The sequence below is a fragment of the Mesobacillus sp. S13 genome (assembly GCF_020422885.1).
GTDB classification, from domain to species: Bacteria; Bacillota; Bacilli; order Bacillales; family Cytobacillaceae; genus Mesobacillus; species Mesobacillus selenatarsenatis_A.
Genome location: NZ_CP084622.1, coordinates 4,488,556 through 4,510,412, shown reverse-complemented (window position 1 = coordinate 4,510,412; position 21,857 = coordinate 4,488,556). Strand labels below are relative to the sequence as shown.

16 protein-coding genes and 1 pseudogene are annotated in these 21,857 nt (G+C 34.9%); 14 read left to right on the top strand and 3 right to left on the bottom strand.

Features of this window, described 5'->3' with window-relative positions; all coding sequences use genetic code 11:
- The 8 genes from LGO15_RS22745 to LGO15_RS22710 all read left to right on the top strand — a co-directional run bounded on the left by LGO15_RS22745 (window position 1) and on the right by LGO15_RS22710 (window position 10,184).
- On the top strand, window positions 1-900 hold the full coding sequence (locus tag LGO15_RS22745; RefSeq protein ID WP_226086138.1) for an ATP-grasp fold amidoligase family protein: 900 nt from the start codon (window positions 1-3) through the stop codon (window positions 898-900).
- Between the two features lie 306 nt (window positions 901-1,206).
- Complete coding sequence (locus LGO15_RS22740; protein ID WP_226086137.1) at window positions 1,207-2,292, top strand: EpsG family protein; 1,086 nt, start codon at window positions 1,207-1,209, stop codon at window positions 2,290-2,292.
- Between the two features lie 141 nt (window positions 2,293-2,433).
- Window positions 2,434-3,456: a glycosyltransferase family 2 protein gene (locus tag LGO15_RS22735; protein ID WP_226086136.1), complete on the top strand. Its 1,023-nt coding sequence runs from the start codon at window positions 2,434-2,436 to the stop codon at window positions 3,454-3,456.
- A gap of 105 nt (window positions 3,457-3,561) precedes the next feature.
- Window positions 3,562-4,665, top strand: a complete 1,104-nt coding sequence (locus LGO15_RS22730; RefSeq protein ID WP_226086135.1) for a polysaccharide pyruvyl transferase family protein — start codon at window positions 3,562-3,564, stop codon at window positions 4,663-4,665.
- Between the two features lie 439 nt (window positions 4,666-5,104).
- A complete protein-coding gene (locus tag LGO15_RS22725) occupies window positions 5,105-6,364 on the top strand; it encodes a flippase (protein ID WP_226086134.1) in 1,260 nt (419 codons plus the stop codon).
- A 126-nt stretch (window positions 6,365-6,490) separates the two neighbouring features.
- Window positions 6,491-7,861 (top strand): UDP-glucose dehydrogenase family protein, encoded by a 1,371-nt coding sequence (locus LGO15_RS22720; RefSeq protein ID WP_226086133.1) that lies wholly within the window; start codon window positions 6,491-6,493, stop codon window positions 7,859-7,861.
- Complete coding sequence (locus LGO15_RS22715; protein WP_226086132.1) at window positions 7,842-8,867, top strand: SDR family NAD(P)-dependent oxidoreductase; 1,026 nt, start codon at window positions 7,842-7,844, stop codon at window positions 8,865-8,867. Before LGO15_RS22720 ends, LGO15_RS22715 begins: the two co-directional genes overlap by 20 nt.
- A gap of 129 nt (window positions 8,868-8,996) precedes the next feature.
- Window positions 8,997-10,184 carry a hypothetical protein gene (locus tag LGO15_RS22710; protein WP_226086131.1) on the top strand — a complete coding sequence of 396 codons (1,188 nt, stop codon included), beginning with the start codon at window positions 8,997-8,999 and terminating at the stop codon, window positions 10,182-10,184.
- A gap of 359 nt (window positions 10,185-10,543) precedes the next feature.
- Here the strand turns inward: LGO15_RS22710 and LGO15_RS24305 are convergent, their stop codons facing one another.
- A complete protein-coding gene (locus tag LGO15_RS24305; RefSeq protein WP_318999811.1) occupies window positions 10,544-10,693 on the bottom strand; it encodes an LbetaH domain-containing protein in 150 nt (49 codons plus the stop codon).
- Between the two features lie 76 nt (window positions 10,694-10,769).
- Window positions 10,770-11,027: a PglD-related sugar-binding protein gene (locus LGO15_RS22700; RefSeq protein ID WP_226086129.1), complete on the bottom strand. Its 258-nt coding sequence runs from the start codon at window positions 11,025-11,027 to the stop codon at window positions 10,770-10,772.
- A 309-nt stretch (window positions 11,028-11,336) separates the two neighbouring features.
- On the opposite strand from LGO15_RS22700, the gene LGO15_RS22695 reads away from it, so the two are divergent.
- The 4 genes from LGO15_RS22695 to LGO15_RS22680 all read left to right on the top strand — a co-directional run bounded on the left by LGO15_RS22695 (window position 11,337) and on the right by LGO15_RS22680 (window position 13,747).
- Window positions 11,337-11,690, top strand: a complete 354-nt coding sequence (locus LGO15_RS22695; RefSeq protein ID WP_226086128.1) for a DUF4760 domain-containing protein — start codon at window positions 11,337-11,339, stop codon at window positions 11,688-11,690.
- A gap of 42 nt (window positions 11,691-11,732) precedes the next feature.
- Window positions 11,733-12,602: a hypothetical protein gene (locus LGO15_RS22690; RefSeq protein ID WP_226086127.1), complete on the top strand. Its 870-nt coding sequence runs from the start codon at window positions 11,733-11,735 to the stop codon at window positions 12,600-12,602.
- Between the two features lie 568 nt (window positions 12,603-13,170).
- Window positions 13,171-13,335: a hypothetical protein gene (locus LGO15_RS22685; RefSeq protein WP_226086126.1), complete on the top strand. Its 165-nt coding sequence runs from the start codon at window positions 13,171-13,173 to the stop codon at window positions 13,333-13,335.
- Window positions 13,336-13,342: 7 nt separating this feature from the next.
- A complete protein-coding gene (locus LGO15_RS22680; RefSeq protein WP_226086125.1) occupies window positions 13,343-13,747 on the top strand; it encodes a type II toxin-antitoxin system PemK/MazF family toxin in 405 nt (134 codons plus the stop codon).
- Between the two features lie 723 nt (window positions 13,748-14,470).
- Here LGO15_RS22680 and LGO15_RS22675 read toward each other — a convergent pair.
- A complete protein-coding gene (locus tag LGO15_RS22675) occupies window positions 14,471-16,033 on the bottom strand; it encodes a DNA cytosine methyltransferase (protein ID WP_226086124.1) in 1,563 nt (520 codons plus the stop codon).
- A gap of 665 nt (window positions 16,034-16,698) precedes the next feature.
- On the opposite strand from LGO15_RS22675, the pseudogene LGO15_RS22670 reads away from it, so the two are divergent.
- Both LGO15_RS22670 and LGO15_RS22665 read left to right on the top strand, forming a co-directional pair.
- Window positions 16,699-17,257, top strand: a pseudogene (locus LGO15_RS22670) (magnesium chelatase domain-containing protein).
- Between the two features lie 212 nt (window positions 17,258-17,469).
- On the top strand, window positions 17,470-21,708 hold the full coding sequence (locus LGO15_RS22665; protein WP_318999810.1) for a carbohydrate binding domain-containing protein: 4,239 nt from the start codon (window positions 17,470-17,472) through the stop codon (window positions 21,706-21,708).
- The last annotated feature ends 149 nt before the right edge of the window (window positions 21,709-21,857 follow it).

The window sequence follows — 21,857 nt, the reverse complement described above, 5'->3', positions numbered from 1 at the left end:
ATGGATTATAAAAAATTAATTCCGAGCCGAAAATTCAGGCTGAAGCTTTTAAAAATTCTTGATTTTCTTCCGGATAAATTAATGATTAAACTTCAATATGGAATAAGCACTGGCAGATCATTAAACATCAAAAAGCCGGTAAGATTTACTGAAAAAATTCAATGGTATAAACTATATTATCGAAAGCAGTTAATGGTGAAATGTTCTGATAAATATGATGTAAGAGATTACGTAGCATCAAAAGGATATAGCGATATATTAGTTCCATTATACGGCGTTTATGATAGAGCAGAGGATATAGCATTTGATAAATTACCCGATCAATTTGTTTTAAAGACTACAAATGGAAGTCATACTAATATAATTTGTGAAGATAAATCAAAATTAGACATTGAAGCTACAAAGGAAAAATTGAATCAATGGTTGAATGCGTGGGAAGGTAAGGTTGGGAGAGAATGGGCGTATCATGAAATTAAACCAAAAATTATTTGCGAAAAGCTATTAGAGAAGGACCAAAATAATGATTTGGTCGATTATAAGTTTTTTTGCTTTAATGGAAAACCTTTTTCTTTATATGTAATTGTGGAAAGGTTCCTAAGTGGTGGGTTAAAGTTAGGTATATTCGATACTTCCTTTAGAAAACTCCCTTATAAAAGAGTAGACATTCCAGCATTAGAAAAAGATATAAAAAAACCTAAAAATTTTGATAGGATGTTAGAAATTGCAAAAGCCCTTTCATCTGATTTCCCACATGTCAGAGTTGACCTATATAATATAGACGGTGAAATTTACTTTGGAGAACTCACCTTTTATAACGGTAGTGGGTATAAAGGATATGTGCCTGATGATTTTGACTATATTTTAGGTAAGGAATTTCAGTTACCCAAGAAAATTAAGTAAGTATATGAAGTGATATCTAGTAATACTAACATTTAGTGTAGCTAAATATTTGGGAAGGACCATTACTATTAGTCAAAGAAAATATTCGCAAATAAGATATATATGCTTTGTCTGAAAAGTAACATGTGCCTTTAAATAAATTTTAGTTCTAATGAATTTGATTTTATAATGGCAGGACAAAAATCCTTATAATGGATATTTCTAAATATTACTGGAAATTACTTATAGATTTCAGAAACAGGAAAGTTAATACTTTGAGAATAATATTTGGTTTGTTAGCCAAAAACAAAATAAGGATTGATTAAATTGTTTTACTATTTTTTAATTGCTTTTTTAGTCATTATTAGTCAATTGAAGCTGAAAAATTCAAAAGCCAATAAATTTTTTTCCTGTTTTACGACATTTCTGATTGTTTGTCTCCTAGTAATAGTTGCTTTAGTTATGCCTTTAAGAATCGATATGGTTAGATATCTAGGTATATATGAAACAAATAAGCTATTATCATTGCCTGAAGCTTTTGCATACGTGAGATGGGAACCGGGATTTGTAACTTATCAATGGGTATTATCTCAAATCAGCACATCCAAATATTTTTTTATGACTATTACAGTTCTTATAATACTAGTAATTATTATTGTTGCTCTAAAGAAAATTATTTCACCTGAGTTTGTACCTTTGATCTTGTTTGGCTATTTAAGTTTATTTTACTTTTATAATTTTTTATCAAATGTACTGCGTCAGGGTTTTGCAATAACTTTGTTACTTCTTGTAATAGTTTACTTGGCGAAAAATCATTACAAAAAAGCTCTTGTATTTTTAGGCATTTCACTTTTGTTCCATGTATCAGCTATTATTGGTGTTCTTCTATTTGTCATTAAGAAGTTAAATATTTCATTGAAATTTTTATGCATTGTTTTTGGAATTAGTGCTTTATTAATGATTACAGGTATTAACCAGAAGATAATGACAAATGTAGCAGTTCTATTTGGTGGGGGATTGGAGGACGCAGTTGTAAAATATTCATCTGAATCTTTTATTTCTCTTTACGGTGCGGTTAATCGCATAGATTTTCTTATGTTCACAGCAGTATGGATTATTTGGGGATTATTGGTTTACAAACGTTACCTGAAAAATGATACTCTTTTTGAGTGGATATTAAAAGCTTATATATCATTTGCGACTATCTATGCACTATTTGGTTTTATTGGTTTTTCAGATAGATTGGCTGGATATGCCTGGTTTTTAATACCTATAATACTATTTTATCCTTCTATTAAAATGGACACCCGCTTTAAGTTCATATGGATAATGATTTGTATTGCTATAAGTATTATACTATTTTTAGTTTTTGGCACTTACTCGTTATACGAGCCTTTAAAATTATTATATTAAGTGTTACGAGAATCTTGCATTATGAGAATTAAAAATAATTATTTATTAACCTATTACCTCTATTTTAATGGGGTATTTAACTGTTTTTAATGCATAGATGTACTTTTTCTTACGTGTCAAAGAGTTTAGAGGAGTGATACAATGCTGTTTAGCATAGTGGTTCCGATGTATAATTCGGAGAGATATATTGGGGATTGTATTGAATCAGTTTTAAATCAAACTGAAAGAGATTTTCAGTTAATCATTGTAAATGATGGTTCAACAGATGCTTGTGGCAATATTGCTGATAGGTACGCTTCTATGGATCCTAGAATTAGGGTAATTCATCAAAAAAATGCAGGTTCTTTTCACGCCAGGATCAATGGAGTGGATAATGCACTAGGAGAATATATCCTGTTTTTAGATGCAGATGATAAATTGAAAGAATTCGCATTAGAGAAAATAAAAGAACACACATATCAATATGAAGCAGATATTTTTATTTTTAGAGCAGATTACTTTAATTCAAGCGGGGTTGTTTCCACAAGTGAAAAGGTATTTGAAGATGGGACTATCTTCGAAGGAAGAAAAAAGAAAATATTATATGAAAAATTCACTCAAGATGCTAGCCTTAATCATTTGTGGATAAAAGCAATAAAAAAAGAATGCTTTAATAATGATATAGTCCGCCACTATCCTTCTATTTTAATGGGTGACGATGTTTTATATACACTAGAACCTTTAACAAATGCTAAAAGAATTAAGTACATTGATGAAGTTTTATACAATTATAGAATTTCAAGTACAAGTATGACTAAAAAATTTCAGCCAAATGTTTATCAAGGTTTTAAAACGATAGACAAAATAAGGCGTGAATATTTGTCTAAATGGGAATTGGATACTGAAAATTATATGAAATTATTAAACAGAAGAGTTTTAAAAAATATAAGTGGAATTATTATGTATTCTCCAACAGATATTACAGGGAAAGAAAAAGAATTTTTAGATACTTTAAAGGAAATACAAACCGATTCCTATTTTTACGAAATATATAAAACATCATATAGAGAGCTTTCTTTATTAAGAAAAATCCCTTTATTTTTATTAAAGAAAGGAAAGATTAATGTATTGTTTTATATAAAGCCTATTGTTACAAAACTTAACAGGTTTAAACCTTCACATTAACACTTCTAAAAGTCATAAATCCGACTAGTTTAATTATGATAAAAGGTCATCCTTTTAAGTGCAAGAGGTCAGTATAAAAATAGTTATAAGTTAAAGGAGTAGGGCATGAAAAAAATATACTTTAAAGGGTATTATGGATTCAAAAACCTTGGTGATGATATTTTTACAGTAACTGCTGAATGGATATGTAATAATATATGGAAAAATAGAAAACCAGTTTTTATTGGACATAGTTTACCTGATGTTTCAAATAAGACTATAAAGGTAGAAATAAAAAACGGATTACTAAGAAGAATTATAGAATTAATAGTTTGTATTTTTTCTAGAAGGATCATTTATTTTGGTGGGTCATTATTTACTGGCGGAGGAACGAGTTTTAAAGATTTAAAGTATTATCTAAGAAAAATCCCTTATTTATCAAATAAGACTGGTACAATTGGCACTTCACTAGGCCCGTTTAAAAATAGTAATGAATTTAATCAAACAAGGGACTTACTTAATAAATTTAAATTTGTTTCCGTGCGAGATTATAGTTCGGAAAAAATTGGGGAAGAAATGCAAATTGACGAAAGATTAAGCTTCTGTTTTGATAACGCAATCTTAATTAAGGAAGTTTATCCTGATTTGACAAAACATAGGAAACGTTCCGATACCGATAAAATTAAATTAGCTATAAGTTTATGTCGGTATGAAAGCATCAAAGGCGGAGATATAAAAGACGAACATAAAAGAGAGGAGTCTATAAAATCTTTCTTGGATAATGTTTTAGATAAACACAGAAACATAGAAGAACTAGTTTTTATAGTTTTTAATGGTAACCCCAAATATGGAGATTTAGAAATAACAAAGCAATTTAATGATTATTTTTGTGAAAAAGTTAAAACAAGAATTGTTAATTACACAAATAACACTAAACACATGATAGAAGAAATGAATAATTGTGATTTGGTATTTGGTGTTAGATTACACTCTGGAATCCTAGCATATGCATTAGAAAAACCATTTATGCTAGTTGAATACCATGCTAAGTGTACTGAATTCCTAAATACTATAAATCATGATTATAGATATAATGTAAATGATATAGATTATAACATTGAAAATTTTGAGGCTATTCTTAATGTAAATAAAGTTCCAAATATAGTTAGACCCGATAAATTCAAGAATATTATGATTAAAGAACTAAAGAAATTAGAAAAAAGTATTTAAACTAATATGTTAGTGCCTTATAATAAATTATTACTTTGGCATTAACTAAAAACGGTGAATTAGTTATTATATGAAAAAACAGCTTTAATAATAAGGTTGATTACTATAGTATCAAAACATTCTGATTTTGGCAAAATTACATTATCTTACTTTTATGGTGCGTCGCATACAAGCGACGCCTATTTAATATTCTAGGAATTATCGGATCAGGTTTGCTAAGTTGGCTGCAAATAATTATTTCAATGGTTTTAAAAAAGGCTTTCTAAATCTGTCATAAGAGTTGAGCTTACTAATAAATAGTAGAAATGTATTCGTCTATAGAAAAGAAAGCATTGTATCTGAAACAAACCATAAACACGTAGGATATATATTTAGATTTGTATAAAAAAATGTAGTCTAATTAATTTTCCTTTTACACTAAGAAGGTAGTGAAAACAGAATGTTACTAAAGCATATTAAAACAGTATTTTATTTATTTTCATCAAAGGGTTTATCATCATTTTTTGCCTTTATAGCACAAGTATTACTTGCTAGATTACTAACTCAAGAAAATTATGGAACAATCTCCTTTTATATCATTCTAATTAATATTACCTCGTCAATTATTGGGTTTGGTTTGGGTAATTTTTGGTTGAGAAGGTTTGCAGTAGAGAAGCGTAATGCAAGTAGATGGATAAGACCTACATTGCTAAGTATTCTTTTATTGACGGGGATATCTTTACCATTCTATTTTCTGATACCCTACTTTTCTTTAGGAGCACATTCACTAAGTATATCAATTGCCCTTCTCCCACTTTTATTCTTTCAAGGGTTAGGGTCAATAGTAATTGCTAGTTTCCAACTTTCTAACAAATACAAAAAACTTTCATATTATATAATGATAAAGAATTCTATCCTTATGATTTCTACATTAACGCTACTTATTTTAGATTCTAGTTTTGATTTATTTGTAGTGTCATACGGAATGCTGGCATTCTTTGTACTATTGTATAGTTTAACTGCTATTAAAAAATTTAATGTAGATGTAAATGATGTATCTTATAAAGGTTCTGATCCAGAATTACCGAAAATAAAAACAGTCTTAAAGTTTGCATGGCCATATGGAATACAAGGTACTTTATATATGCTGTATTATCAGGTAGATATTATTATGATTACCATTTTCTTAGGTGCAATTTCTACAGGCATATATAATGCGGCATTTACAATAATTTCATTGATTTTTGTCTTTCCGAGCGTTTTATTCCAAATATATCTATTGCCAAAAGTAAACATATGGATAGCAAATAAAGATTTTAAAAAGATAAATTTTTTAAGAAATCGGCTAACGCTATATGTCTTGTTACTAGGTATAGTTATAATGGTAGCACTGTATTATATTAGTGAATTTTTGATAATTTTATTATATGGTATGGAATTTACTAACTCTATAATGTTGCTAAATGTACTTATACTATCTATCCCATTTAGGCTTGTTTCGAATTCATTAGGTGTAATATTTGCTAGTGAAAAAATGGTATCTTATAAAGTATATATACAAGGTGGAGGAGCACTTGTAAATATCGCTCTGAATATTATTTTACTAAATGTAATTGGAGTAGTAGGGGCTGCTGTGAGCACAGTTATTACAGAGATGATAGTATGTTTACTAATGTATTTACTGTCTTATAAAATCAAGAAAGAGATGAAAGAGGTTTAAAGATACAGGTGTCATACTTTCAGCGTTAATACGCTAAACCGAGCAAGTTTATGGCAGGCACATTTTGCTATTTATAACAGACTTTTAATGATATTAATATAAATACAAGGTAAAGGAAGTGTATCTATGTACAAAATAGTAGTAGCAGGAACTGGTTACGTCGGCTTAGTCGCAGGTGTGTGTTTTGCTGAAGTGGGTCATCAAGTAACCTGTGTCGATATAGATGAACAAAAAGTAGAATTAATGAAATCTGGAGTTTCTCCAATTTATGAAACAGGCTTAGAAGAGTTGATGAAAAAAAATTATTCTGCTGGAAGAATTGAATATACAACGGATTTCAAATCAGCATACAAAGATGCTGATGCAATTTTTATTGGTGTTGGGACCCCTGAGCAACCTGATGGTTCTGCAAATTTATCATACATTGCTACAGTTGCTAGACAAATTGCTGAATCTGTAGAAAAAGATTGTCTAGTAGTAGTTAAATCGACAGTTCCAGTTGGAACGAATGATAAAGTGGAACAGTTTATTCAGGACTTTTTAGTCAAAGATGTGAAAGTTGAAGTAGCATCAAACCCTGAATTCCTAGCGCAAGGATCTGCAGTTCATGATACTCTTCATGCTGAACGAATCATTATTGGGACAGAAAGTAAGTGGGCTGAGGAATTATTAACGAAAATCTATGAACCGTTTCATTTACCGATTGTTTCAGTAAATAGAAGATCGGCAGAAATGATAAAATATGCATCCAATGACTTCCTTGCATTAAAAATCTCGTATATGAACGACATAGCTAATCTTTGTGAATTGGTTGGAGCGGATATTCAGGATGTAGCTAAGGGAATGAGCTTTGATGAGCGTATTGGAAGTAAGTTCTTAAATGCCGGGATTGGCTTTGGTGGATCATGCTTCCCTAAGGATACAAAAGCACTTGAGTATATTGCTAAACAGAACGGTTATGAACTCAAAACGGTTAAAGCGGCTATAGATGTAAACAAAGAACAAAAAACAATTCTTTATAAGAAAGCTAGTAAAAGACTCATTACATTTAACGGTCTTAAGGTTGCGGTATTAGGATTAACTTTTAAGCCTGGAACGGATGATTTAAGAGAGGCAGCATCTCTTGAGAATGTGCCTTTATTATTAGAACAAGGTGCAGATATCTATGCTTATGATCCTGTGGGAGCAGAGAATTTTGCTAAAGTTCATCCAGAAGGTAAAAGCGGAAAAGGTAGTATCACGTATGTTGCAAATATTGAGCATGCATTAGAAGATGCGAATGTCTGCTTTATCTTTACTGAATGGGGAGAAGTGAAAGCATTAACACCTGAAACTTATAAGAAGTTAATGAGAACGCCATTAGTATATGATGGTAGAAACATTTATCGTGTAGAGGAAATGCAAGAAGCAGGAGTAGAGTATCACTCAATAGGAAGAAAACCTGCAATTAGAACAGCTGTCAAGGAGTCGAAGAATCTTGAATTACAAAACTCTTGATCCTAGTAAAACATATTTAATTACCGGAGCAGCAGGTTTTATTGGATACTACTTATCTAGAAAACTACTAGAACAGGGCTGCCAAGTGGTTGGTATTGATAACGTCAATGACTACTATGATGTAAACCTCAAACATACTCGTTTAGGGAATTTGGAACCTTATGAGAATTTTACTTTTATTAAAGGTGACATTTCTGACAAGGATATGATAATGAAGACCTTTGAAGAGTACAAGCCTAATGTTGTAGTAAACCTAGCTGCTCAAGCCGGAGTAAGGTATTCGATTGAAAATCCAGATGTGTATATCCAGAGTAATGTTATTGGTTTTTACAACATCCTTGAGGCATGCAGACACAATCCAGTTGATCATTTAGTCTATGCTTCCTCCAGCTCTGTATATGGTGCAAATAAGAAGGTTCCTTTTGAAGAGACTGACTTTGTGGACAATCCCGTTTCGCTTTATGCGTCAACTAAAAAGTCTAATGAATTGATGGCACATACTTATAGCCATCTATATAAGATCCCAGCAACGGGTTTGCGTTTCTTCACTGTATACGGACCAATGGGAAGACCTGATATGGCTTACTTTGGCTTTACAGATAAATACTTTGCTGGAGAGCCAATAAAGATTTTCAATAACGGTGATTTTGAAAACGACCTTTACCGTGACTTTACCTATATTGATGATATTGTGGTGGGAATTGAGAGGTTGATCACCAATCCTCCAACGGATACTGTGCCACATAAGGTTTATAACATCGGTAATAACAGTCCGGAGAAGTTGATGACCTTTATTGAAACATTGGAGAAGGCATTAAGCAATTCACTGGGAAGAGAAGTTCAGTTTGAGAAAGTCTTTGAACCAATCAAACTAGGAGATGTACCAGCAACTTATGCATCAACAGATCGACTGCAGCAGGCGGTTGGGTTTAAGCCTGAGACTTCAATTGAAGAAGGATTGCAGAAGTTTGCGGATTGGTATGTGGAGTATTATAAGAAGAAATAGTAATTTACAAAGGAGAACTTGCATTATGCAGTTCTCCTTTTTTGTTGTACATAAATATCAAGAGAGAGATGGAAGTATGCTAGGGGGAGAGCTATTAGTAACTTCCTCTTATTTATCAGGAGGCTTGTTTTGGGAGTTTTAACGTACATAAAAGATTATTTGGGGCCAATTTGGGATCTATTGTTAATCGGAGTTGGAGCAGTTTTTAACAAGTTATATATATACATAAAAGAGTTTAGAAGAAGAAAATTGGTTCAAAGAAGACTTAAGCAGACGACTGAATTAGAGGAACTTAATATCCTTACATTAAGTAGCGCAAACCCTTGTTTTGAAAAATCAGCAATTGAGACTAAACTAACGGATAAAGAATTATATATTAGTTTCCCTTCAGAACTTCTTTCAAAAGTGAAAGAAAATGATCCGGGTTTTGAAGTGTATACAAATCATTCTTTTAATGGCAAGGACGATTTTCAAGACTTGGCACAACGAACAGAAATTTCTGATTTAGTTGAGTTGATCGAGAAACACCGATATATAGTAGCCAGCCATTTCGTTACCATGTCTGAAGGATGTAAGTTTAATCGTTCCAAGCTAGGCGTCTATAACTTTGTTTCACGTAAAAGTTCAGATGAACACGAGAATCCATGCGTAAAATTAGATCTATTTAAAACCGATTATTTTACCCATAGAGTATTTCGTTCGATTTATAATGAATTGAAAGAGAGAAACCATCCTATTTCCAAGGTTAAGACCGTCGATGAATTGAGAAAGTATAATGCTTTCACTACTTCACTGGGAATCAATGCATTCATTTTCATGGAATCGGCACAAGGAGAAAGTATCATTTTCAGCAGAAGGTCAGTAAATGCAGCCTACTCTGAGAATTATCTCAAGTATAATTCTTCAATCATGGAAGGTGTATCCTTAACTGACTATGATCGTAATGATAATGTCGTTTCACTGCGACTTGGCCTGGAAAAAGGATTAATGGAAGAGTTAGGCGTATCAACAGCTTATTTGACTACGTTGAATATTCGTGACATAGAATTCTGTGATTTCTTCTTAGAAAGAAATTATTTTGAAATTGGCGTAACAGCATCGATTGAGATATCCGGAGTATTTGAAGAAACTATAAAAGATTTACCGGCAAAAGACAAAGAACTCGAAGTCGATAAACTCATAGCCGTTCAAAGAAGAAAGAAAATTATAGAAGAATTCATAAAAAATGAAAATGTTTATGGCCAAGCGATGTATACATTGAAAATGCTGCTTGCTAGAAAAATGATTTTTATTAATTTGCCTAAGAAAGATGATTGAATTGGTGTGTTATGTTAAATGGGGACGGTTCTCACGTCTTATTAGGATGTCGAAGTGAGATATGTGCCGATCTGTGTTTTTTCTTGATTTTGCATGGGGATTTATTCCGTGTTTCTAAGAAACAAAGGGAGGGCTCTGGTGTTTAAAATTATCAGTAATGATATTTTTAACGAGAGGAACCTCCCTAAATCTCAGTGGAAACTTATAAGTAAATTCAATTTAAATGTAAACTAGCAGTGTAACTCTTAATTATTAAAGATATTTATCCCCAGGCACTCTTTTCCTAATTTCCTTTGTTGGTGAATCATATGCTACAGTGTAGGCATCTATATTCTTAAGAACCGTAGACCCAGCGCCTACTACACTATGTTCACCGATTGAAAGGTAGTAGCTCCCGGAGAAACGGTTACATAGTCACCAATCCGGCAATCATGATCAACTGATGATTTGGTATTTATGATACAGTGGCTGCCAACTATAGTGTCAGGATTAATTACGGCATTTGCCATTACTAAGGTACCATCACCTATAGTTACATTTTTGCCAATAACAGCTGACGGATGAATTGCATTAGTGAAATTAAAACTATCCCTCATATTCTTGATACTTTGAACAGTTTGGTATCTCCTCCAATTCCCCTACGGCCACTATTCCTCCATAAATGTCTTCATCAAAATCTTTTAAAACATTTAAGTCACCTATAACTTTATAGCCTAAGACCTCTGCACCCACCTCTTTAGAACCATCAATTAAACCGACTATCTTGTAAATGCCCATCTCTTCTACTATATCTATGATGACTTTACTATGGCCGCCCGAACCAAAAATTACAATATTCTTCATTTTTCTCCTCCTTTTTACATAAATCTATTAACTTTAATTTACCAGAGTTATACAATAGTAATAACTATTTTTTTGAGGTGAAGCATGAGAAAGAAAATTATAAGTTACACATTATTATCGTTAAGCATCTTACTGAGCATTTATTACTTTAGAACTGACATAGCGGCCATCCCAAAAAAGGTAGAGTTAATGGTAGGGCTGGCCGCCATAGCTTCAGGAATCTCCGGTATATTGATGAGCATATCAGCCTCAAAAGTAGCCAATTTTGAAGCAATAAGATAATACTTCCAGCAAGTCGATACACCAGAAATGACAGCAACCCGACAGAAAATCTACGAAGCCGAAAGAAATGGCGAGCCAGTTGATCCAAAAGCAGCAGCAGAAGTCTGCTCCTTCTTCCACTTCTGGGGCATGATGGTCAAAAAGAAATACCTGCCACTCTGGATCTTCAAAAGCGCATCAGGCCCAACAGTAGTCCGACTCTATTATCTAGTACATCCATACATAGAAGAAAGAAGAACAACCAATAACCCGCACTATGGGGAAGGGTTTATGTATTTGGTTAAGAGAATTGAGAGGGAGTATGGGTATCGGTATGTGCCGGTGGTTAGGGGTGAGGAGGAAGAGGATCAAGGGAGTAATGTTGTTGGGAGAGGGAAGTAGAAGCAGGTTAATAGTATAACATTGTGATGGGGGAGAGCAGAAATGTCGATGAATAAAGAAAGTAATGAAAATATCAAGGACGAATTGAGAATAATGGGTAAGGTCACTTTAAATACACTACCCGGAATAATAAACTCGATGATGGCAATGACAGGACTAAGCACACCAATGCAAGCAGTATTAAATTTTGGTGTAGCAGCTTTTTCTGGTTCTATTATGACTATTTCTAATTTAAATAATGAAGAACTATTAAATGCTAGACTTGCAAGTATAGGAGAGTATGTAAAGGAAATTGAAATAGAGATGCAAAGACAAGGGGTTACTCAACTTTCAAGATATACAGATTTAACAAATATATCATCAGAAGAGTTAAATTTGTTAGAGGATTTGATAGAATCTGGTATAAAAGAAAAGACTGCTTTGTTAAAGAAAATCATACAACTTTTAACAGTATATTATGGGCAGGACAAGGATAAGTCCAAAACTGATAGAGTTGCAGATACACTAAGGATAGTAAAAGAGTTAAATGAACATGATTGTAGATTATTACTCTATTATACATATATACCGATGAGAGACCAGGTTGTACTGCCAACGGATGAAGCCGAAATAGTATGGGAAGAGATTAGAAACAAGAGGCAGTTAATACATGATGAAATTCTTAATGATCCCTATATACTATCTCAAGATATTCAAATCTCGTCAGTTAAGCTAGAGTCTCTAGGTTTAATTAAACAGTCGTGCAGCCTTTACCCATCAGATGAGTTAATAGAATTGGATGAAGGAGTAGTTAATAATTCAAATAAAAAAGCAATGTTAAGCGAATTTAATGCAAAAAATAATGAAGGAGCTACAGAGAAATATATGAGATTTATTCATTCTTTAGGAAATATTCCTTTTGAGGTGAACTAGGATGGACTTTTAATCCTATTCTGTAGTTGAAGAAGTTGAGTTTAATCTGGACACAGGTACGGTTCTAGTATCGCATTCGGGAGGCAAAAAAAGTTTTTATTTATAAATGTTCGGAAATTAATGGTTAATAATCCAGTTGAATCGAGAAATAAATTTTGGTGCAGATGATTTGAATTCGAAAAACTTAAAACAGGAAGTTGACAATACTATACAACGAGATGGCTAGCATTAGAATTGTGATATTATTGGGGGTTATTCCGTGTTCAAAGCTTATATTTTTTATTGAATAATAATCTTATATCCACAAAAATGTGGTTTTCAATTCAGTGAAGTGGGTAAATACTTTTCAACAGGTTTAGTGAATTATAAAAAAAAAAAATAGGATTAGCGATCTTTTAGTCGAATTATTATAGTAGTTCTTCTAAATATGACATTAAATAGAAAAATATACCTATTTTCCTTGATAAATTGTATTTTATTGTTATAATTTTTGTATATACTACACAACTTAAACCTGTTTAACTATATGTTAAGAGGTGATTGCATGTGTAATGAGGAGGAAAAAGATATGGCACTTGCTCCTGATAAAGCTAAATCTAGACTTGATGAGTTAAAAAAACGAGCAGCCAAAAGAAAGAAACCACAAGGTAGTAAACCTAGTAAAAGATACTTAGAAGAATTAAGTGAAAATGCTAATCTTTTATATGCTGATCAAATCTCAACAATGGAGTAAAATGTGAATGCCTAGAGAAGTTCGAGAATTACATCGTGGAGAAATTTATAGAATAATGTTTCCTTACACATTTGATGGGAGATACCCTAATGGAAAGTTAAAATATGTTGTAGTTCTACAAAGTGGTGAATATTTCGATGAATATTCGACAACTGTTGTATTACTTATAACCTCAAATGATGAAGGAAGCGAACTTGACCATGTCGTGGAAATTGAACAGGGAACTACCGATCTTCCAGAGACCTCATACATAGAATGCTCTCAGCCATATACTATAAAAAAAGAAATCTTCTTTGATAGTAGAGTTAAACATATGGGAAGTTTATCTGCAAGTAAAATGAATGAGATTGATGAAGCAATCTACTTGGGTTTATGTATGGGACAACAAGAACAAGATGTTCCAGTTAGTTAAAAGATGTTTGGAACTTATTTGAAAAGTAGACAACTAGAAGATTTGCACGAAAAGGTAAGAGGGTTGTGTAAACATAACATCGGGAGACATAGAGACAGTTCTTGCGTCTCTTCGGAAGTCAAATTGTTGGCAAATGATCGGGTTATTCGGTAATAAATGGGTGTATTTGACCTGATACTTGGTACATCATGGGTATTATATTTATAATTTAAAACCAGGTCAACTAGGGTTCTGATCTGGTTTTTTTTATGTTATTAGAATTCTATTCTGAATACCTACTAATTTTGTTTTCGTTTATGGATGTGTGATGCGAATATTTATGTTGCTGGAAGTCTTTTATTGAAACTATGATAGGGAAATAAACAGGCACGGCAAGAAACCAAACAACTGCTCGGCGGGGATTTGCATTGCCCAGGTGAAAAGCCTGGCCGGGTTGCAGAGGGACCATTATCTCATAAAAGTCAAAGAGATAGATGGCATTACCCTCCAACAGACTGCGAGAATTTTGGGCATATCCTAGGATATAGTGCATAGGGCAGGGTGGAGTATAGGGAAGGTTCTCTTTTTAACTGGAAAGTAAAGACTATCTTAACATTTGTACAACAAGAACGGTTCTATGTCTCTCATTCCTCTTTGAGACGTCAGCACCGTCCCTATGTCCTGAAGGGTACTTTTTGTGGTTTAAACAATTTAAAGTGCACTGTAACATTTGAAGAAGCTAAATTAAGACATGACTGCTTCTGTGTACCACCCTTTTATGAATTCCTCTATATTTTTACTGTCTATAGCTTCTTTAATTTGATTACCATCAATCGGAATAATGACTAAATTCTCTTTTGAACTTCTTAATCCTTCATTAGTAAAAGTAGTAGAAAAGCCATTCCAAGAAATAAAGAAACCTACACCAACCCTACCTCTTCGATTTTCAATTTTATTTTTAAATATCACTAGCTCATTTTTCCCTGCCTTTTTACTCCAGTTCTTACACTCACCAATAAATAGGATTGTCTCCTTACGCCAAAATTCACTATTTGATTCATTTCTAATCTGTATATCTATTTCTTCAGTTAGAGTTCTTTTATTTGTATTTACTTTAAAGCCTTCAACTTGTTCAAAAAATTTTTTTATTAGTACTTCTAACGCTTTTCCCTTATCAATATTATTTCGTGCATTTTCCACATTTTGCATAAGATCTTTCAAACCGTCATTAAGTTTTTTCTTTTTTTCCTTACCATTAATGTTTTGTGCTTGATTATCAACAAAATTATCAGTTGTATTTTCTTTTAAAAATACTTCGGATTCTCCGTGGGTGTGGGAGTGAATAGGAGTAATTTCATCAGATATGCCATCATGGCTAAGCGCAAAACATATGTGATTAGCTATTCTTCTTATTAATGGAGTAATACTTGCATTGCTTACTAATCTATAGCCTTTCTGCTTTCCGATATAATTGGGTAACTTGAATTTCTTTAACCCAGTGATATCAATATATTCTTGGATAGTTAAATTTCTAATTCCATAATCATCAAGGATAAAATTATCTCTAAACCTATAGGTGAGTGAGGGACAAATATTCTTGTATGATATATAATTTTTATTTCTTTTATCAAAACCTCTTATCTGATAAATTGAATCTTCTTCTGTAATTATTTCATGGAGAAAATCATATTTATTACTATCTTTCCAATAATAATAGGAATCTTCCTTTTTTTCCCTAACGTTAATTGTATCAAATAAAGATTGTTCTAATGGTATACCCTTTGGAAACGTAAACTTATCAAAAGACAATTTTTCCCTAAAACCAACAATGTATAACCTTTCTTTGTTATAAGGTAAGTTTGCATAATCTTTTGCATTCATTATCTTATAGGTTATATAATAACCTTGATTTTTTAGTTCTTCTATTATCCAAGTTAAATATTGACCATTATTAATCGTTAGTAAATTTTTTACAGTTTCAAATAATACAACTGCAGGTTGTTTAGCCGTTAATACCTTGGTAATGATATAGTTATCTATACTGTTAAAGGGACGTTCTGTATTTTTATTATTAGAAAACGGTTGTACAGGTAATCCAGAAGTTAAAATATCACAATCAGGGATTATTGTGATTTCAGTGTTTCTTATGTCACCTTGATTCATAATAATATTAGGGTGATTATACTTAAATACTTCACATGCATCTTTATCAATGTCTATTGCCCAATTCACTCTACATCCCGCTTCTATAAAGCCTCTGCTCATGCCACCTATCCCAGCGAGTAGATCAACTACTGTATATGTCACGTTATATTAGCCTCCAACTAAAATATATCAATTCTTTTCTTTACTTATTGTACGCTCTTATTAATTACCTTTTCCACTCTTTCTTATCGTATATAGTCATAGAGCCAACTAATTTTAAATAAACTGTTTATAATTTTGCCATCTTGGACTCCTCAATCATTTCCTCTTCCGGCAGCAAGGTTAGCCAGTCTGCCTTCTCTTTCGAAAGCCTCTATCAGCTGCTTGCTCCGCTTCTCAATGATTTTTCCTCCATACCATCCATCATGCATCGGCCGTCTCGGTAGACACAGGGACTGTTCTCGCGTCTCACTCGGAAGTGGGAATAGTGTTTGTTGGTCTGGAGTTTCTTGCTTATTTTATTGATATTGATTCCTAAGTCTTGTGCTTATTTTTATTGTTTGGCTTATGATAGATTTGATGAATGTTATTCTACTTTTGTGAGTTATTCTTCTGCCTTTCATCTCACCTTTTTCTATGACTCTTTCTCCATAAATAAACTATTTCTCCCGTTTCATATTTATTGATTTCTGCGAGTTTTCTTCTTTCATTTTGCTTTTATCCCTACAAATGATTTGATATATGAGACGTCTGGAGGTATCTCTATGTCTGTATAGGGTGCAAGTATCGGTTTGGAAGGTCTTGAGGGTTATCGTGTTGATGTAGAGGTGCAGGTGAAGGCAGGGTTAGAGTCAATTGTGATTGTCAGGTTACCTGATGCTTCAGTGAAGGAGTTGAAGGAGAGGGTGACGGCGGCGTTGCACACTCTCGGTTTTCCACTGATTGATAAGAAGGTGATCATCGCCAGCTGAGCAGAAGAAGAATGGGCATTTGTTTGATCTTGAGATTGCGATTGGCATTCTTAAGAGTGGTGGTTTTATACAGGATTCCATTCCGATGGATGCTGGTTTTATCGGTGCGTTATCTCTTGATGGGACGGTTCATCCTGTAAAGGGGATGATTGCTGCTATTTTGGTGGCCAGGAAGCTGATGTTAAAGTGGCTAATCCTGCCTTTTGATTCAACGATACCGAGAATTGAAATCGATGACTTGGAACTTGTCTATGTTGAAAGCCTTCAGGATGTGACGAATATTTTAGCTGGACAGCAGTTGTTGAGACGTCAGAACCGTCCCTGCGTCTCAGAACCGCCCTCCGCGTTTTTTCCCCAAAATAGTGAAACCGTTTACAAAAATCAGAACCTAAAGAATCATATCGAAAAAGGATAAAATTAAGAGTGGTACTGATAAATAATCCCATAATGAGAAAATAAATGCGCTGACATCCTTAGATTAATTAAAACAACTTTCAACTAATTCACTTGATTAGTAGATATTGTTTTAGAACTCTTTTATTTTCTTGCTTGGGAAAAGGAGGAAGTCAGCATAGGGCCAAAAGGCACCGTACTAGCAAAAGGGTTAATAACGAAGGAGGAAAAAGTTTGAATAGGCCATTTATTACTCTATTAACGATTCTTTTAGCATTTCAAAGTTTAGGTCTTGCAATTACCCCTACGATCAAACCGGAAGCAGCGACAAATTCAACAAATGATTCAGATTGGACACTTTTTTGGTCGGATGAGTTTGATGGTACTGAGATTGATAAATCAAAGTGGTCATATGATATCGGAAACTGGATTGTCGATGGTGATGGAAATGGAGTGGCTCGAGGATGGGGAAATAACGAACTAGAGTATTATACCGACTCCCCTGAAAATTCCTATATTCAAGATGGGAATCTAGTAATTGAAGCCAAGAAAGAAGAAACTACGGATGAGTATGGCTCATATGATTATACTTCTGCTAAGCTCAAAACAAAGGGATTGTTCAGCAAAAAGTACGGGAAGTTCGAAGCCAGAATGAAGCTTCCAAGTGGCCAAGGATACTGGCCGGCATTTTGGATGTTACCTGAGAATGATGTGTATGGCGGCTGGGCAGCTTCAGGTGAAATTGACATCATGGAAGCAGCAGGCAAAAATGCAAAAGAAGTTGGAGGAGCCCTTCACTTCGGTCAAGTAGCTCCTAACAATGTTCATACAGCAGAAGCATACCAGTTCCCTGAGGGAGAATCTAATACAGATTTCCATACATATTCAATAGAATGGGAACCAGGCGAGATTCGCTGGTATGTTGACGGAAATCTCTATCAGACTTCGAATAACTGGTATAGCAAAGATAAAGACAATGCCGAAAAGTACTCTTTCCCTGCCCCATTTGATCAAGAATTCTATCTAGTTTTGAACCTTGCAGTTGGCGGCTGGTATGGTGGCGATCCAGATGCGACAACTACTTTTCCTGGAAAAATGGAAGTAGATTATGTGCGTGTTTACGAATTGACAGGAAGAGACTATAAAACACCGGTTGAACCATCTGTTGAGAAAGTAGAATTGCCAGCAGATGCAAAGATGCCGCAAGCAGATGGCAATCTTATTTATGACAATGATTATATTGAGGGTTTTACAGATATTTCAGCTGAAACACAATCTATGAATCCCCTATACTGGAACTTTTTGCATCTGCCAAGCTTTGGTGGCGACGGAGGGATAACAACTGACACCATTAATGGAGAGGCATTTGCCAAGGTAGAGGTTAAAAATCCAGGAAATGCGCTATGGTCGCTGCAAAAGATTCAACTAATGTCAATTGCAAGTGGCGGCAAGTACAAAGTTAGCTTTGATGCCAAGTCCACTGGTAACCGGAATATGATGGTGAAAGTATCAGGTGGTGCTGACCGAGGCTGGGCAAAGTATTCAAATGAAGAAATCATTGATTTAACAAGTGAAGTCCAATCATATGAATTCTCCTTTGATATGATTCAAGACACGGACTTGGCGGCAAGATTAGAGTTCAATATGGGAGCCAACGGGAACAATCCAATTTGGATTGGGAATGTTAGAGTGGAAGATATTACAGGAGTCCAACAGGATTATTCTGCTAAGGAACCTCTGTTAAATGGCAACCATGTTTATAATGGTACGTTCGACCAAGGAACATTGGACCGCATGACTTTTTGGAATTTTAATCAAAATGACGGTTCAGCCACAGGGAATGTTAGTGAAGCAACCAGGGAATTCAAGGCCGCCATTGCTGATGGAGGAAGCAGCTCAACTGCTATCCAGTTAACGCAAAAGGGTATGAATTTACTCGAAGGTAAACAGTACGAATTGACCTTCAATGCAAGAGCAGATCAACCAAGAGATATTCAAGTAGATTTCTTAAGCAAGGATGGAACAGTCGTTTACTCAACAAATAGTGTCAACTTATCTGAAGAAATGAACAAGAATACGATTGAGTTCACAATGCCTGGTGGAGTGACAGACACCCAAGGTCAGTTAGTATTCAACTTAGGTGGAAATAGTGCAGATGTCTATATTGATGATGTTAAGCTGCTGAATCTATCAGGGAATATGGTGATACCATCGTTAGTCAATGGTGATTTCAGCAATGGACTAGAACCTTGGTCACAATACATCCACTTTGATGCACAGGCACAAATAACAGAAGCAAACGGTGAAGCGAAAGCAGCGATTACAAATCCTGGTGGAGAAGAGTGGGGCGTTCTTCTTGAGCAAAAAGGCTTGAAATTTGGCCAGGGACAAAAATATACTGTCTCTTTTGATGCAAGATCAACAACGGACCGACCAATCGTTGTCTCCTTGGAAAATGCAGAGTACAAGAGATATCTCTCTGAAGTTACTGAATTAACGAATGAAATGAAAAGCTTTACCTATGACGTTGAAATGACAGCAAATGACACACTAAGCTTGAAGTTCCAAATGGGTAAATACGGTTCAGGTGCACATGATATTTTTATTGATAATGTTAAAATTATCACAGCAGGTGCATCACAACCAGAAGAACCTACAACTCCAGAACCTACACCAGAGCTAGACAACGGCACGTTTGATACAGCAATGGATCATTGGACATCTTGGTGGGGTGACCAATGGAGCGGTGTAGCTGAAGGATCGGCTGCAGTAGAAAATGGAGAATTAAAGGTGGACATTACGAAGGTAGGCGGCGCTTCGTACTCACCACAAATTTTTCAGAAGGGAATTACTTTTGAAAAAGGAAAAACCTATAACGTAACCTTTGATGCACGAGCTAATGACGCTCGTAAAGTCAATGTGAACATCGGAAAAGAACTGACAGAAGATCCTTGGTTCATTCCATATGCACCAACGCAAACATTTGATTTAACAAACGAAATGCAAACCTTTACCTATTCATTTGAAATGACCGAAGAAACCTTTAACGATGGAAAAATAGTCTTTGAGCTAGGCAACATTCAAGACGGAAATGCTGCCACAACTGTTTTTCTGGATAATGTATCAATCACACCACAACAGCCTGCGCCAACGCCAGAGCTAGACAACGGTACTTTTGATACAGCCATGGATGGCTGGTTCTCATGGTGGGGTGACCAATGGAGCGGAGTGGCAGAAGGCTCAGCTGATGTAGAAAACGGAGAATTAAAGGTCGATATTACGAAGGTAGGCGGCGCTTCGTACTCACCACAAATTTTTCAGAAGGGAATTACTTTTGAAAAAGGAAAAACCTATAACGTAACGTTTGATGCACGAGCAAACGACGCTCGTAAAGTCAATGTGAACATCGGAAAAGAACTGACAGAAGATCCTTGGTTCATTCCATATGCGCCAACACAAACATTTGATTTAACAAACGAAATGCAAACCTTTACCTATTCATTTGAAATGACCGAAGATACCTTCAACGATGGAAAAATAGTCTTTGAGCTCGGTAACATCCAAGACGGAAATGCTGCAACAACTGTTTTCTTGGATAATGTATCGATAACAGTGGATGGTTCCGGAAGTATTATTGACCAGGAGGCACCCGTGATTTCTGGAGCTGCGGACCAAACGGTAAAATTAGGGGATGCTTTCGATCCTCTATATGGTGTTAAAGCAACAGACAACGCTGATGGGGATATAACAAGTTCAATGATCGTTAACGGCACTGTAAATACATCCGTGGCAGGAAGCTATACGCTGACCTATATCAGTACAGATTCATCAGGCAACACAGCTAAGGTTGAGCGGGAAATCACTGTCATAAAATCAGGCTGGTTGAAAGAGAATGGATACTGGTTCTACTATGATCCTGGTACGGGAATCAAGAAAACAGGCTGGCTGCAGGATGGATCCAAATGGTACTATCTCGATGGCAATGGTGTCATGAAGACCGGTTGGATTTTATCAGGAGGCAAGTGGTACTTCCTTGTAGAAAGTGGAGCAATGAAGACCGGCTGGGTCAAGTTTGGAACAAAGTGGTACTACCTTGAGAGCAGTGGAGCGATGAAAACTGGCTGGCTGAAAGACGGAGGGAAATGGTACTACCTTGAAAGCAGCGGAGCGATGAAAACAGGCTGGCTCAAGTCAGGAGGCAAGTGGTACTCCCTTGAGGGCAGTGGTGTCATGAAGACCGGCTGGCTCAAGTCAGGAGGCAAGTGGTACTACCTTGAGAATAGTGGAGCCATGAAAACCGGCTGGGTAAAGTCTGGAACAAAGTGGTATTACCTCGAGAACAGTGGAGCCATGAAAACTGGCTGGATCAAAAGCGGCAGCAAATGGTACTACCTCTACAGCAGCGGAGCCATGGCCTACAACACAACCATAGGCGGATACAAACTAGGAGCAGATGGAGCATGGATTCAGTAGATTGATGGGACGTGGGCCCGTCCCGGGTCCCCCAAGCAAAAGGCACGATGAGCATTTAATACAGCTCATCGTGCCTTTTTTCGTGTAAAACTACTGATTGTCCGATTTAAGAACTGTCCCTTTTTCCCATGTCTCAAAAATGTAGAGTA